This is a genomic window from Mesorhizobium sp. M1142, from assembly GCF_040318565.1.
Lineage (GTDB): Bacteria > Pseudomonadota > Alphaproteobacteria > Rhizobiales > Rhizobiaceae > Mesorhizobium.
The window spans coordinates 20,632-34,791 of record NZ_JAMYMK010000008.1; the positions used below are offsets into that span (position 1 = coordinate 20,632).

General features: G+C 62.5%; 15 protein-coding genes. 3 read left to right on the plus strand and 12 right to left on the minus strand.

Annotated elements, in window-relative coordinates:
• Window positions 1–29: 29 nt before the first annotated feature.
• Together NKH42_RS14925 and NKH42_RS14930 are read left to right on the plus strand one after the other, a co-directional pair.
• The gene (locus tag NKH42_RS14925) at window positions 30–902 is read left to right on the plus strand and encodes a cytochrome c1 (RefSeq protein ID WP_352477976.1); all 873 of its coding nucleotides are present in this window, start codon (window positions 30–32) and stop codon (window positions 900–902) included.
• Window positions 903–1,116: 214 nt separating this feature from the next.
• The gene (locus NKH42_RS14930) at window positions 1,117–1,662 is read left to right on the plus strand and encodes an adenine phosphoribosyltransferase (protein ID WP_254819181.1); all 546 of its coding nucleotides are present in this window, start codon (window positions 1,117–1,119) and stop codon (window positions 1,660–1,662) included.
• Window positions 1,663–1,705: 43 nt separating this feature from the next.
• Here NKH42_RS14930 and NKH42_RS14935 read toward each other — a convergent pair whose 3' ends face one another.
• The 8 genes from NKH42_RS14935 to NKH42_RS14970 all read right to left on the minus strand — a co-directional run bounded on the left by NKH42_RS14935 (window position 1,706) and on the right by NKH42_RS14970 (window position 9,151).
• Window positions 1,706–2,176 carry a MaoC family dehydratase gene (locus NKH42_RS14935; RefSeq protein WP_352751883.1) on the minus strand — a complete coding sequence of 157 codons (471 nt, stop codon included), beginning with the start codon at window positions 2,174–2,176 and terminating at the stop codon, window positions 1,706–1,708.
• Window positions 2,173–2,634: a MaoC family dehydratase gene (locus NKH42_RS14940; protein ID WP_352974221.1), complete on the minus strand. Its 462-nt coding sequence runs from the start codon at window positions 2,632–2,634 to the stop codon at window positions 2,173–2,175. The genes NKH42_RS14935 and NKH42_RS14940 overlap by 4 nt, the downstream gene beginning before the upstream one ends.
• A 132-nt stretch (window positions 2,635–2,766) precedes the next feature.
• Entirely contained in the window at window positions 2,767–3,741 is a 975-nt protein-coding gene (corA, locus tag NKH42_RS14945; RefSeq protein WP_352508136.1) for a magnesium/cobalt transporter CorA, read from the minus strand.
• A 217-nt stretch (window positions 3,742–3,958) separates the two neighbouring features.
• Window positions 3,959–5,062 carry a redox-regulated ATPase YchF gene (ychF, locus tag NKH42_RS14950; protein WP_352508135.1) on the minus strand — a complete coding sequence of 368 codons (1,104 nt, stop codon included), beginning with the start codon at window positions 5,060–5,062 and terminating at the stop codon, window positions 3,959–3,961.
• Between the two features lie 110 nt (window positions 5,063–5,172).
• Window positions 5,173–5,898: an aminoacyl-tRNA hydrolase gene (gene pth / locus NKH42_RS14955; protein ID WP_254819186.1), complete on the minus strand. Its 726-nt coding sequence runs from the start codon at window positions 5,896–5,898 to the stop codon at window positions 5,173–5,175.
• Window positions 5,899–5,921: 23 nt separating this feature from the next.
• A complete protein-coding gene (locus NKH42_RS14960) occupies window positions 5,922–6,566 on the minus strand; it encodes a 50S ribosomal protein L25/general stress protein Ctc (protein ID WP_023719196.1) in 645 nt (214 codons plus the stop codon).
• Between the two features lie 385 nt (window positions 6,567–6,951).
• Complete coding sequence (locus NKH42_RS14965) at window positions 6,952–7,701, minus strand: SDR family oxidoreductase (RefSeq protein WP_352508134.1); 750 nt, start codon at window positions 7,699–7,701, stop codon at window positions 6,952–6,954.
• A 205-nt stretch (window positions 7,702–7,906) separates the two neighbouring features.
• Window positions 7,907–9,151, minus strand: a complete 1,245-nt coding sequence (locus NKH42_RS14970; protein WP_352508132.1) for an MFS transporter — start codon at window positions 9,149–9,151, stop codon at window positions 7,907–7,909.
• A 130-nt stretch (window positions 9,152–9,281) separates the two neighbouring features.
• Between NKH42_RS14970 and NKH42_RS14975 the strand changes: the two genes are divergently transcribed.
• A complete protein-coding gene (locus tag NKH42_RS14975) occupies window positions 9,282–10,148 on the plus strand; it encodes an AraC family transcriptional regulator (protein WP_352508131.1) in 867 nt (288 codons plus the stop codon).
• Window positions 10,149–10,260: 112 nt separating this feature from the next.
• Here NKH42_RS14975 and NKH42_RS14980 read toward each other — a convergent pair whose 3' ends face one another.
• The 4 genes from NKH42_RS14980 to pgeF form a co-directional block, all read right to left on the minus strand.
• Window positions 10,261–11,196 (minus strand): ribose-phosphate pyrophosphokinase, encoded by a 936-nt coding sequence (locus NKH42_RS14980; protein ID WP_254819191.1) that lies wholly within the window; start codon window positions 11,194–11,196, stop codon window positions 10,261–10,263.
• Window positions 11,197–11,450: 254 nt separating this feature from the next.
• The gene (locus tag NKH42_RS14985; protein ID WP_352508129.1) at window positions 11,451–12,071 is read right to left on the minus strand and encodes a hypothetical protein; all 621 of its coding nucleotides are present in this window, start codon (window positions 12,069–12,071) and stop codon (window positions 11,451–11,453) included.
• A gap of 54 nt (window positions 12,072–12,125) precedes the next feature.
• Window positions 12,126–13,277 carry a M24 family metallopeptidase gene (locus NKH42_RS14990; RefSeq protein ID WP_352508128.1) on the minus strand — a complete coding sequence of 384 codons (1,152 nt, stop codon included), beginning with the start codon at window positions 13,275–13,277 and terminating at the stop codon, window positions 12,126–12,128.
• Window positions 13,277–14,065 carry a peptidoglycan editing factor PgeF gene (gene pgeF, locus NKH42_RS14995; RefSeq protein ID WP_352508127.1) on the minus strand — a complete coding sequence of 263 codons (789 nt, stop codon included), beginning with the start codon at window positions 14,063–14,065 and terminating at the stop codon, window positions 13,277–13,279. Before pgeF ends, NKH42_RS14990 begins: the two co-directional genes overlap by 1 nt.
• Window positions 14,066–14,160 lie beyond the last annotated feature (95 nt).

The window sequence follows — 14,160 nt, forward strand, 5'->3', positions numbered from 1 at the left end:
CGCGTCAGAGAATCTCAAGGGGAATTGGCATGAAAAAGATTCTCTCCTCGCTGGCGCTGCTTGGCCTTGTGGCCGCGGGCATGGGTGCCGCAAGCACTGGAGCCAGCGCCCAGGAAGAGGCGCACAATGAGGCGGCGCCGACGCATTTCCCGATACACGAACCGAAGGAAATGGACTGGAGCTTCGCCGGGCCATTCGGCACCTACGACAAGGCCCAGCTGCAGCGCGGACTGAAGGTCTACAAGGAAGTCTGCTCGGCCTGCCATTCGATGAATTTGGTGGCGTTCCGTACGCTGGAAGGCCTTGGCTATTCGGATGCGCAGATCAAGACGCTGGCGGCCGAATATACGATCCATGACGGCCCGAACGATGCCGGCGACATGTTCGACCGCCCCGGCAAGCCGTCCGACCATTTCCCGGCGCCATTCCCCAATGTCGAAGCGGCAGCGGCGGCAAATGGCGGCGCAGCACCGCCCGACATGTCGCTGCTGGCCAAGGCGCGCGGGGTCGAGCGCGGCTTCCCGCGCTTCGTGTTCGACATCTTTACGCAATATGCGCAAGGCGGCCCCGACTACATCCACTCACTGCTGACCGGCTACGACCAGCAGCCGCCGGCGGGCATGGTCATACCGGAAGGCACGCACTACAATCCGTACTTCCTGTCCGGCGTGTCGCTGAAGATGCCGAAGCCGCTCTCCGACGGCCAGGTTACCTATGATGACGGCGCGCCGCAGACGGTCGACCAGTACTCGCGCGACGTGTCGGCGTTCCTGATGTGGGCGGCCGAGCCGCACCTCGAGGACCGCAAGAAGACCGGCTTTCGCGTGCTGGTCTTCCTGCTGCTGTTCGGTGCGCTGGTCTACCTGACCAAGCGCAAGGTGTGGGCCGGCGTGGCGCACTGAGCCCTGCGATATACGAAAATGCGAGGGCGTCGAAAGGCGCCCTTTTCATTGCAGGCATGTCGATTCATCGCAGCCGACGCTGAGCAAGGCCCTTTGCCGGACAATTTTCCGTCAGGCATCACATGGCGGTAGCCGGACTTGGCGGCGCCGGGTTACGATTGGCCCATTCCTTTCACGCCTTCAGCCGAATCTGAATAGCCCGGAGAGCCGCTCGATGAAATCCTCGCTCGAAGAGACGCTGCTTGCCGCGATCCGCACCATTCCGGATTATCCCAAGCCGGGCATCCTGTTTCGCGACATCACCACGCTGCTCGGCAATGCGCGGGCCTTCCGCCGCGCCATCGACGAACTGGTGCATCCCTATGCCGGCCTGAAGATCGACAAGATCGCCGGCATCGAGGCGCGCGGCTTCATCCTCGGCGGCGCTATCGCCCACCAGCTCTCGGCCGGCTTCGTGCCGATCCGTAAAAAAGGCAAGCTGCCTTACGAGACGGTGCGCGTCGCCTACAGCCTGGAATACGGGCTGGACGAGATGGAGATGCACAAGGACGGCGTTTCTCCAGGCGAAAAGGTAATCCTCGTCGACGATTTGATCGCCACCGGCGGCACGGCCGAGGCGGCCGTCAAGCTATTGCGGCAGATCGGCGCCGATATCCTCGCCGCCTGCTTCGTCATCGACCTGCCGGACCTTGGCGGCCGAGAGAGGTTAGAGGCGCTCGGCGTACCGGTGAGGACGCTGATCGGGTTTGAGGGGCATTGAGCGTTTCTTCCTTCTTTCCTGTGGGAGAGGGAAAGAACTCCGCTCACTCCACCTTCACCAGCACGGCACTTTCGAATTCGATGACCTTGTCGCCGATCGAATCGAAGGCCTCTGAGCGAAGCGTCAGCAGCCGCCAGCCCGGTCGCGAGGCGATGGGGCGATGGGCCAGCGCGGTGCGGGTGAAAGCCACGGTTTCCCCGGCATAGACAGGTTTGGGCCATTTGAGGTTCTTGAAGCCGGGCGAGGGACCGAATTCCGGCACCGGCCCGGGGCCGGGCCAGCGGGCGACCTCTGCCTCCATGCCAGCCTGGAGGTTCAATTTCATCCAGGTGGCGGCGGTGTGCCAGCCCGAGGCGCAGAGCCCGCCGAACATGCTGTTCTTCGCCGCCTCTTCGTCGATATGGAATATCTGCGGGTCGTATTTGCGGGCGAACGCCTTGATCGCCTCCGGTTCGAATCGATGTGAACCGAGCGTGACGGTGATACCGATGCAGAAGAATTCGTCGAGGCTCACGCACTGCCCTCGCGGGTGAGGAACATGACGGTGTTTTCGAGCTCGAAAACACCTTCGCCGCGCTGGTTGAACAACTCGCTGCGCATGGTCACCAGGCCAAGGCGGGGCTTCGATCTGGACAGTCGCTTGGCAAGGACGGTGGTGCTGCCGCTCAACAGGTCACCGGCCAGGACCGGCCGTTTCCATTTGACCTGGTCGACGCCCGGCGCGCCCTGGGAGGTCGAGTCGAGCAGGAAGGCATCGCACAGCATGCGCATGAACATGGCGCAGGTGTGCCAGCCCGAAGCCGCCAGCCCGCCGAGGATGCTGGCCTTGCCCGCGGCCTCGTCGAGATGCATCGGCTGGGCATCGAACTCGTTGGCGAATTCTATGATTTCGGCGGCGCTTACCAGCTTGGTGCCGAGGTTGAGCGAAGCGCCCTCGGCAAAATCCTCATAAGCCCAGGTCTTTGTGGTCATGGTCTGGAAATCCTGTTCAGGATTGTACGATCGCTACGGGTCGGGTCCCGGATGCAGGCAGGGCGGCATTTGGTCAAGCAATTTCTAGTGCGCCAGCCTGCTGTGCCCGAGCCGTGGCGCGTATTGACGACCCTATAGCCAGCCGCGACGGCGGAAATACCAGAAAGGCAGGATTGCCGAAAGCACCATCATGCCGATGGCGAAGGGATAGCCAAAGTGCCATTTGAGCTCAGGGATGATGTCGAAATTCATGCCGTAGATCGAAGCGACAAGCGTCGGCGGCAGGAAGATGACAGCGGCGACGGAGAAGATCTTGATGATGGCGTTCTGCTCGATCGAGATCATGCCGAGCGTCGCGTCGAGCAGGAAGCTGATCTTCTGCGACAGGAACGTGGCGTGGTCGGCGAGCGACAGCACGTCGCGCGACAAGGTCTTGATGCGAGCGCGGGTGTCCTTGCTCATCCTGCTTTGCGTGGAGGCATGGGCGAGAAAGCCGGCAAGGCGCTGCAGCGAGATCAGGCTGTCGCGAATCGAGGAGGCGAGGTCCTCCTTGCGGCCAATGCCTTTCAACAGCTCCTGGAAGTCGCGGTTGCGCTTGGAAACCTTGGTCGAGCGTGCCTCGAAGATGTCGCGCGAGATCGCCTCGACGTCGCGGCCGGCGCGCTCCAGAATGTCGGCGAGGCGGTCGACGATCGCCTCCAGCAGTCCGATCAGGATAGTGTCACCGCTGGTGCAACCGGTCGCCACCTTTTCGGCGCGCAGCGGAAAGGTCTTGAACGCCTTCGGTTCGTGGTACCGCACGGTGATCAGCCTGCTGCCGGCGAGCACGAAGGTAACCGGCGACATCAACGGATCGTTCACCTCGGTCTGCGCAGGCAGAATGGCGGTCATGAAGTAGGCGCCGTCCTCGACGTAGAGACGGCTCGAGATCTCGATCTCTTCCATCTCTTCGCGGGTCGGAACGGCGACGCCGAGCCAGGTCTCGATTGAAGTCTCTTCTTCCTTTGTCGGGTTGAAGAGGTCGACCCAGACGACGGTGTCGCTGTTTTGCAAGAGATCGTCGACCAGGCGCAGGCGATCATTGTCGACGACGAAGGCCTTGATCATCGCCGGGTCTCCCTTGCTGTTGCCAAAGAGCGTTCGTTTGGAGGGGGCGCGTCAGTCACATCGCACGGACACGGGCAGGCGAGGCGCGAGGCCGGTGCAGAGGCCCCTTAGACCCCGCACGATGGCCCGTCAAGCAGCGCAAGAGGCACTGCGACACCCTGCTTTGAAGTTTGTCATCGAGCGACGGCAATGGTGACCATTGGGCTCCCTCGCCGGGTCAGGTGTTGAACTTGAACAGCATGATGTCGCCGTCCTGGACGACATACTCCTTGCCTTCGTCGCGCGCCTTGCCGGCCTCCTTGGCCGCGACTTCGCCGCCCAGCCTGACGAAGTCGTCATAGGCGATGGTCTGGGCGCGGATGAAGCCGCGCTCGAAATCGGTGTGGATGACGCCTGCTGCCTGCGGCGCCTTGGCGCCCTTGTGCACGGTCCAGGCGCGTGTCTCCTTGGGGCCAACGGTAAAGTAGGTGATGAGCTGGAGCAGCTCGTAGCCGGCGCGGATGACCTTGTTTAGGCCGGGTTCGTCCAGACCGAGCGTTGCCAGGAATTCCATTTCCTCTTCGTCCGAGAGCTGGGCGACCTCGGCCTCGATCGCCGCGGAAATCACAACGGTGCGGGCACCTTGCGCGGCGGCCATCTTCTCGACCGCCCTGGTATGCGCGTTGCCGGTGGCGGCATCGGCTTCCGCGACGTTGCAGACGTAAAGCACCGGGTGTGAGGTCAAGAGATTCAGCCCCTGCAGGATGCGCAGATCCTCAGCCGAGATGCCGTTGAGCAGGATGCGGGCGGGCTTGCCGGCCTGCAGCAGTTCAAGCGCCGCTTCCATCATCGGAAGTACGGTCGCTGCTTCCTTGTCCTGGCCGGCGGCACGCTTGCGGATCTGCACGATGCGGCGCTCAAGGCTGTCGAGGTCGGCAAGCATCAATTCGGTTTCGACGGTCTCGGCATCAGCGACAGGATCGATGCGGCCCTCGACATGGGTAATGTCGTCATCCTCGAAGCAGCGCAGCACATGGACGATGGCGTCGACCTCACGGATGTTGGCGAGGAATTGGTTGCCAAGCCCTTCGCCTTTGGAGGCGCCACGCACTAGGCCGGCAATGTCGACGAACGAGATGCGGGTCGGGATGATCTCCTTCGACTTGCCGATCGCGGCGATCTTCTGCAGGCGCGGGTCGGGCACCGCCACCTCGCCGGTATTCGGTTCGATGGTGCAGAACGGATAATTGGCGGCCTGCGCCGCCGCCGTCCTGGTCAACGCATTGAAGAGCGTCGACTTGCCGACATTGGGCAAGCCAACGATGCCGCATTTGAAACCCATTTTTGTCTGGTCCTATCGGGAAATCGAAATTTGATCAGGGCTATGGGCGAAAGCGCCGATGATCGTCAAGCCCTGAGCACTCATGCCCGCGGCGCTGACGGCGCCATGGCTCAGTCCTTGCCGCCAAAAAGCTTCTTCAGCATGGCCGCCATGGGGCCGGTTTCGGGCAGCTTGGCCGCCGGCTGCTGCGGCCGCGCCTGGCGGACGTGGCTTTGTGCCTTTGGCGCCTTGGGCGGCGGGCGGTCGTCGTCGCCCGTCGGCGTGAGCTTGTCGCGCAGGGCCAGCGTCACGCGGTTCATGAAGGAATTGTCGTCGCCCTCGGCAAGCAATCCGGCACCGTCGGCGATTGCGTCGAGCAGCACGTCCAGCCATTCGCGGTCGGCCTTGGCGAAATCGCCGAGCACATGGCCATGCACCATTTCCTTGACGCCGGGGTGGCCGACGCCGATGCGCACACGGCGAAAATCCTTGCCGACGTGCTGGTCGAGCGAGCGGATACCGTTGTGGCCGCCGGAACCGCCACCGACCTTGACACGCACCTTGCCGGCAGCAAGGTCGATCTCGTCATAAAAGACAGTCAGCGCCGAAGGGCCGAGCTTATAGAAGCGCAAGGCTTCGCCGACCGATTGGCCGGACAGGTTCATGAAGGTCTGCGGCTTGATCAGGATCACCTTTTCGCCGGCAAGCGTGCCTTCGGCGATCAGACCCTGGAATTTCTTCGACCAGGGCGAAAAGGAATGGCGGCGGGCGATCGCGTCCGCCGCCATGAAGCCGACATTGTGCCGGTTGCTGGCGTATTTCGCGCCCGGATTGCCGAGGCCTGCAAAGACAAGCATCGTCGCCTCCGGGCGGGAAGGGGTTACTTCTCTTCGGCGGCAGGAGCCGCTTCGGGCGCAGCCGCTTCAGTCGTCTCTTCTACCGCCTCCGGCTTCATCGCCGAGGAACCGGCAATGGTCGCGATGGTGAAGTCGCGGTCGGAGATCACCGGCTTGACGCCGGCCGGCAAGGTGACGGCCGAAATGTGGATCGAATCGCCGATATCGGTGCCGGTGAGATCGATGGTGATGAAATCCGGGATCGCATTCGCCGGGCAGTGGAACTCGACCTCGTGGCGCACGATGTTGAGCACGCCGCCGCGCTTGATGCCGGGCGACTTGTCTTCATTGATGAAGTGCACGGGCACGTCGACATTGACTTCGGTGTCCTTGCCGATGCGCAGGAAATCGACATGGACCGGAAAATCCTTGACCGGGTCGAGCTGAAAATCCTTGGGCAGAACCTGGATCTTGTTGCCGTCGACGTCGATCGTGGCGACCGTGGTCAGAAACCCGCCGCCATGGATCTTGTAGTAGATGTCCTTATAGGTCAGCGCAATCGCCAGGGGAGGCTGCTTGTCGCCGTAAATCACTGCAGGCACTTTACCGTTGCGGCGAACTGCACGGGCGGACCCCTTACCGACCTGTTCGCGCGCTTCGGCCTTGAGCTCGTAAGTATCGTGGCTCATGGCATTTCCTTTCGCGTTGTTCTGGAGCGTTCGCGGCCAGCGTGGCTGGGCCGTAAACGTCGAAAGCCGCCGGGCCTGCATATCCGAAAGCGGCAGCCGCATAAGCAAGCGGACCTTTGTTCGGGATCACAAGGGAAGGCAGCCTTCCGCCGCGTTGCCTCCAAGGGTGTCTACGCGGGTGGCGGCTCTATAGCCGAAGGCGGGAAAGGGTGCAAGTCATGGCAGGCAAGGTCATGGCAGGCAGGTCTACAAGGGTTTCCCATGGCATGGCGATCACCCATGCCGGTGTCATCAGCGCCGACCTGCTGGCCTTCTTCAGGCCTTTAAGAACGTGACAAAAAACTGCCTTCTGGCGAGTGTCTTTTTTTGTCACGTCGTGCCGATGTCAGGCGATGCTCAAGCCGCCATCGATCAGCATTTCCGCTCCGACCATGAACGGGCATTCGTCCGAAGCAAGAAAAACCACTGCATTGGCAATTTCCTCGGCGGTTCCGAAACGACGGGCAGGCACCAGGCCGACCACAGCTTTCGCGCGCGCCTTCGCCGCTTCGGGGGCCAGCCCAAGTTTGTCGTTTAGCGGCGTGTCGATCGGACCCGGGCTGATCACATTGGCGCGAATACCCCGTTCTATCAGTTCGCCCGAGAGCGTCCGGGCGAGCGAAATCATGCCGGCCTTGGCCAGCGCATAGACGTGCGTTCCAGCCATTCCCATATGTGCGTTGACCGAGCCGCTGAGGATGATCGACGACGGGTTCGAAAACAGCGGAACGAGCGCCTTGACCAGGAAGTAGGGCCCCTTGAGGTCGACATCGATGCTCCTGTCAAACGCGGCCTCGGTCCAGTCGCCAAGCGGGCGCAGGTCGGCGATACCGGCATTGAGGAAGAGAATGTCGAGCTTGCCGAAGGTTTCCTCGATCCGCCGCGCTATGTCGTTCTGGGCAGCGGCATCTCCGGCGTCAGCGGCAATGACAAGTACGTCACTGCCGAGGGTGGTGCGCGCCTCCTCGAGACGGCTCGCATTGGTTCCGGTGATAGCGACGCGCGCACCTTCCTCGATGAAACGTTGTGCCGTCACTAGGCCGATGCCGCTGGTGCCGCCGGTAATCAATGCGGCCTTGCCTTTTAGTCTGGACATAAGCGAATTGCCTTTCCTGGCGCGGAGCGCTGCGCAGCATCAGGGGTAAGCCCGGTATGTTCAACTTGGAAGCGTTGCTGACCACAATTTTGCCTTCAGGGGTGACCCTCTCTGACAGGCTTTTCACCCGGCGTATGGTGAAAGAATCATCAAGGGCGCGGCAACTGCCACGCCCTCCTATCAATTCCGAAAGATGCACTGATGTTTAGCTGGCCGCCGCCTCCAGCTTCCTCGCTGCCTTCATGTTAGGCAGGAGGACCGTCAGTAGCCCGAGCAGCGGCAAATACGAGCAGACCTGGAAGACGAAATCGATGCCTTTCAGGTCGGCGACGACGCCAAGCACGGCGGCGGCGATGCCGCCCATGCCGAAGGCGAAGCCGAAGAAGATGCCGGCGATCATGCCGACGCGGCCGGGCACCAGTTCCTGGGCGAAGACGACGATGTTCGAGAAGGCCGAGGACAGGATCAGGCCGATCAGCACGGTGAGAACCATCGTCCACTCGAAATTGGCGTAGGGCAGGGCCAGCGTGAAGGGCAGCACGCCGACGATCGAGAACCAGATCATCGCCTTCTGCCCGTAGCGGTCGCCGAACGGGCCGCCGAGCAGGATGCCCAGGGCAGAGGCGCCGAGGAACAGGAACAGCATGACTTGCGACATCTGCACCGAAACACCGAACTTATGAATGGAATAGAAGGTGTAGTAGCTGGCAAGGCTGGAAATATAGGCGTTCTTGGTCAGTACCAGCAGCGTCAGCACCAGCAGCGCTCCCATCACCTTGCGGCGCGGGAAGGGCGAGACGAAGCTTGCCGCCTTGCGGGCGCCCTGCGCGGCACGCAGCCGGCTGTACCAGCCGCCGACCTGCCACAGCACGATGATGCCGATCAGCGAGCCGCCGGCGAACCAGGCAATGCTGGTCTGGCCGAAGGGCACGACGATGAAGGCTGCCAGCAGCGGCCCCATAGCCTGGCCGAAATTGCCGCCGACCTGGAACAGCGACTGCGCAAGACCGAACCGGCCGCCGGAGGCGAAGCGGGCGATGCGCGAGGATTCCGGATGGAAGATCGCCGAGCCGATACCGATCAGCGAGGCGCCGATGAGGAGCAGGAAATAGTGTCCGGCGTAGGCCAGCACGACCAGTCCGATCAACGAGGAGGCCATGCCGTAGGGCAGCGAATAAGGCATCGGCCGCTTGTCGGTGATCATGCCGATCACCGGCTGCAGCAAGGATGCCGTCACCTGGAAAGTGAAAGTCAAGAGGCCGATCTGCCAGAAATCGAGACCGTAATTGGCCTTCAGCAGCGGATAGATCGCCGACAGCAGCGACTGCATGATGTCGTTGATGCAATGACAGAAGCTCACCGCCAGGATGACGGTGAAGGCCGTCGCCTGAGCTGAGATGTGGCCGGCCGCTGCCGGCTCGCCCTCGGCGATTGCTGTGGTATCTGTCAAGGCATGCTCCGTGGTCTTTTTGGCGGGCACTTCCGCACGCGGTCTTATGGGGCCGCCTGCCTTATACGTCGCTTGTCACGCGACTTCTTTCGTGGTTTGGTCCAATAGTTTCGCAAGTGGGCCATAGCTGATGCCGCATGGCAAGGAAATGTTCAAGGCGGGCGACGCTGATCTCGGGCTGCTGCATGAGCGTCGCTGGCAATGGCTGGAGCAGGCCGTAGGGCCGGCAGTGGCGCTGCCGACCGAATATCCGGACGGCTACCATGTGCCACGGCACCATCACAGCCGCAGCCAGTTGCTGCACGCGCTGGTCGGGGTCGTGCTGGTAACGACGCGGCATGGGCGCTGGATGGTGCCTCCGGACCACGCGATGTGGATCCCCGCCGGCACCGAACATTCCGTCGAGATGCTGGGCGACGTCAGCATGCGGTCCGTCTATGTGATGCCGGAGGCCATTCCCGGCCTACCGGACGGGTTGCGTGTCGTGGGCATCACCGACCTGATGCACAGCCTGATCGTGGAATCGGAAAAGCTGCCGCAGGGCGCCGAGCTGGAGGGCCGGGGCGGACTGATCATGAAGCTCCTGCTGCACGAAATCCCGAACCTGCCGGAACGGCCGCTCGGCCTGCCGTTCCCGTCCGATGCAAGGCTGGCGACGCTGTGCCGGCGCTTCGTCTCGGCACCGTCACCGCATGCGACGATCGACCAATGGGCCGCTATCGTTGGCATGAGTCGCCGCTCTTTCACCCGCGCGTTCCACCGCCAGACGGGATTGTCGCTGTCGACCTGGCGTCAGCAGGCCTGCCTGTTCGCGGCGCTGCCACGGCTGGCCGACGGCGAGCCGATCACAAGGGTGGCGCTCGATCTCGGCTATGACAGCGTGCCGGCGTTCATCACCATGTTCAAGCGCATGCTGGGAGCCTCGCCACGCGGTTACATGCGCGGCGCCCGTGATGCTGGCGAAGGTGCGGCGAACAAGCGGTCCGGCTCGGCCTGAGTCGCAGCCCTGAAGGCGTCGCGTTCGACCCGCCTCATGCGATGCGCTTTAGGTTCTTGTTTTTATGCATGTCGTTATCGGAAAACCGCTGCACAGTTTTGCGCGACACGCATTAATCGAACAGGCTCGACACCGATTCCTCGGTCGCCGTGCGTGAGATCGCCTCGCCCATCAGTTCGGCGATGGAGATGACGCGGATATTGGCGGCGTCGAGCACTGCCTGGGTCGGCTGGATGGAATCGGTGATGACCAGTTCCTGCAGTTTCGAGGCGCCGATGCGGGCGATGGCGCCGCCGGACAAAACGCCATGAGTAGTATAAGCGGTGACGCTGGTGGCGCCGTCGGCAAGCAGCGCATCGGCTGCATTGCACAGTGTTCCGCCCGAATCGATGATGTCGTCGATCAACAGGCAATCCTTGCCGCGCACGTCACCGATGACGTTCATGACTTCCGATTCGCCGGGGCGCTCGCGGCGCTTGTCGACGATGGCGAGCTGGGCATCGATGCGCTTGGCGAGGGCGCGGGCGCGGACCACGCCGCCGACATCCGGCGAAACCACCATGACATTGGCAAGCTGCTTGTATTTCGCCTTTACGTCGCGGGCCATGACCGGCACGGAAAACAGATTGTCGGTCGGGATGTCGAAGAAGCCTTGAATCTGGCCGGCATGGAGATCCAGGGTCAGCACCCTGTCGACGCCCGCCCTCGTGATCATGTTGGCGACCAGTTTGGCCGAGATGGGTGTGCGGCCCGAGGCGCGGCGATCCTGCCTGGCATAGCCGAAATAAGGAATAACCGCAGTGATGCGCTTGGCCGAAGAGCGCATGAAGGCGTCGATCATGATGAGCAGTTCCATCAGATGATCGTTGGTCGGGAACGAGGTGGACTGCAGGATGAAGACGTCCTCGCCGCGCACATTCTCCTGGATCTCGACGAAGATTTCCTGGTCGGCGAAGCGCCTGACGCTGGCCTTGCCCAGCGGAATGTTGAGGTAGCGGGCGACTGATTCGGCCAGCACCCTGTTGGAATTGCCCGCGAAGAGCTTCATGCACCGTTCCTGGCGAAGGATTGAGAGACTCCGATAGCACTCCAGCCTCTTAGTCGGGCTTTTAGCGGCCCGCGCCGGTATTGCAAGCGTCGTGAATGGGAATCCGCCGGCTAATCTCAATAAACGCTTACGGCTTGACGATGCGGCGATAGGTCCACTGCGATGCCGACGGAATCGGGGATAGCTCTATCTTTCAGTCTGAGCATGGTCTTTTCCGAAAACCGGATTCCACTTTTCGGAAATCATGCTCCAGGTCAGCCGGCGCCGCCGCCAAGCCAGGTGGCGAACTGGTCGATTGTCTGGTCGGCAATTGCCTGCATGGTCGCCGGCGCCACCGCCGCCCAGCCTTCACCGCCGCCGACGGAGGGTGCCTTCTGCTGGCCATTGATGCGATGCAGCCGGTTGCCGGCCGGGTCATAGATGTCCCAGACGTAGATGACGGTGGTGTCCTTGCCTTCCGTCATGGTCGAGAAATAGCCCTTGAGCACATGCGTTGGGGTCTGGTCGGTGCTGCCGGCCAAGGTGATGCCGCGCTGCCTGGCGCGTGTCTGAAGCTCGGCGGTCAGCGGTGTCGCGGCTTCTACCGAGGCGCCGACGATCGGCGCCACCTGCAGCCGGGTCCGCGCAATGGCAGCCGCGCTTTTGGCGGGCGGCACGGCTACTGCAGCCGAAGGCTGCGCTGTATCTGCAGTTTGCGCGGTGCCGGCAGGCCGAGCCGGAGTTGCGGGGGGCGTTGCGGCACTTCCGGCTCCGGAGAGCGATTGCGTCGATTGCGGGGCAATGGCCGACGGTTCGAGAACGTCCTTCGCATTGGTGCAGGCCGCCAGCGCCAGCGCCACGAGCAATGACACGGTCGTCACATGCGATCGTCTCATTAGCCTGAAAACTCCTTGGCGATGAACGCCCCTCACACTCTTTGCATTATGGATTCACTGCACGATCAAGTCGAGATCATGGCGGGACAGCGGCTTCGGCTGGGATTCGGTCGTCAGATAGGTGCGGCCAAGCGTCATCGCGGTTTCGGTTTCGGAGTCCATGATGATCATATGGGCGAACAGCGTCATGTTCGGCGCAATCGGTTCGGGATTACCCTGATAGAACATCGGCATATCCATCCAGGACGGGGTGAAGCGGGCGCCGAGCGAATAGCCGCAGGCATTAAGCCGGTGCTTGGTCAAATTGTGGACTTCGAGGGTGCGGGCATGGGCGTCGAACACGTCGCCGAACGTATTACCGGGCGTCATCGCCTTCTCGACTGCAAGTAGCGCGGCGCGGGCGGCATCGAACAATTCCTGGTGGCGTTTCGATACCTTGCCGGTCAACACCGTGCGCATCATTGCCGCATGGTAGTGGTGGAAGACACCGGCCCATTCGAGCGTCAGCTGGTCGTTCTTGGTGAGCTTGCGGCGGCCGGCTTTGTAGCGGCAAAGCAGGGCGTCGACGCCGGAGCCGATGATGAACTCGTTGGCCGGATAATCGCCGCCGCCGGCAAAGATGGCACCTTGCATGGCGGCGAGGATCAGCGCCTCATCGCCGCCCTGCTTGATCAGCGGCAGTGCTGCGTCCAGCGCGTCGTCGGCCAGATTTGCGGCTTTTTCCGCCTTGGCGATTTCTGCCGGGCTCTTGAACAGCCGTAGCCGGCTGACAATGCCGGAGGCATCCGCGATCTGCCCGAAGGTCTGCAACTGCTCGTCGAGGCGCCGGCCATTATAGGCGGTCAGGCCGTGGGTGTCGTATTCGACGCCGATGCGGGCACCGAGCAGGTCGAGTTCGTTGAGCAGGTTGCGCAGGTCTACCGCCGGATTGGCGCCGTTGCGGTCCGTCCACAAAACGATGTTGTCGATGATCGAGGTGTGGCGCGCCTGGCGCAAGTCGGCCGAACGCGTCAGCAGCACCATCGAGCCGTCGGCCTTGACCACCAGGCACTGGAAAAAGCAGAAGCCGAAGGTATCGTAGCCGGTTAGCCAATACATGCTTTCCTGGGCAAACAGCAGGACGGCGTCGAGCTTCTTTTCGGCGATCTCGATCATCAGTCGATCGCGCCGCGCGTCGAATTCCGAGCGTTCGAAATGCAGCGCCATCAGTCAGCCTCCAAAACGATTGCCGAAACCTGCCGCCCGTAGTCGGGCTCGTTGCGATGCGTGCTGCGCCGATAGGAGTAGAAAAGCTCTTCCTCGGCATAGGTGCAGCGGCCAAGTCCTTCGGCGTTGACGCCAGCCTTGGTCAGCCGGTCAACCGTGTAGCGGTTGAGATCGAACATCGCGTGTCCGGCATTTGCGGAGGGCGCGAAATAGCGAGCATTGCAGGCATCGGCGTCGACGAAACGGGCGACGAATTCCGGTCCGACTTCGTAATTCCGTGTGCCGATCGAAGGACCGAGCACTGCGACGATGCAGTCGCGCCGGGCGCCGAGGCTTTCCATTGCCGCGATGGTGTTTTCCAGCACTCCGGTGAAAGCGCCTTTCCAGCCGGCATGGGCGGCGCCGATAATGCGCGCCTCGGCGTCGGCGAAGAGGACCGGTCCGCAGTCGGCGGTCGAGGCACCGACGGCAATGCCCGGCCGGTCGGTGACAATGGCGTCGGCCTTGGGCCGCTCGCCGGCAAAAGGCTCCCTGGCAATGACGACGTCCGGCGAATGAACCTGGTGAGCGGTCAGCAGATGGTTTGCGGGCACGCCCATCCATTCGGCGACCCGGCGGCGATTTTCGCGCACCAGCGTCTGGTCATCGTTCGAACCGGCCCCGATGTTGAGGCCCCGGTAGATGCCGCTGGAAATGCCGCCGACTCGCGTGAAGTAGCCGTGGCGGATGCCTTGCGCCGTTTCCAGCAAGGGCGACCGAACGGGATCCGGTTTGGTCTGATTCAGCATGGCGGCTTTGTTGTCCGTATGGGCGATTTCGTCAAGCGAGTTGAAGGGGCGCAGTTGAAGGCTGGGCGGTTGAAGGCTGGCGAAGTTGATGTCGG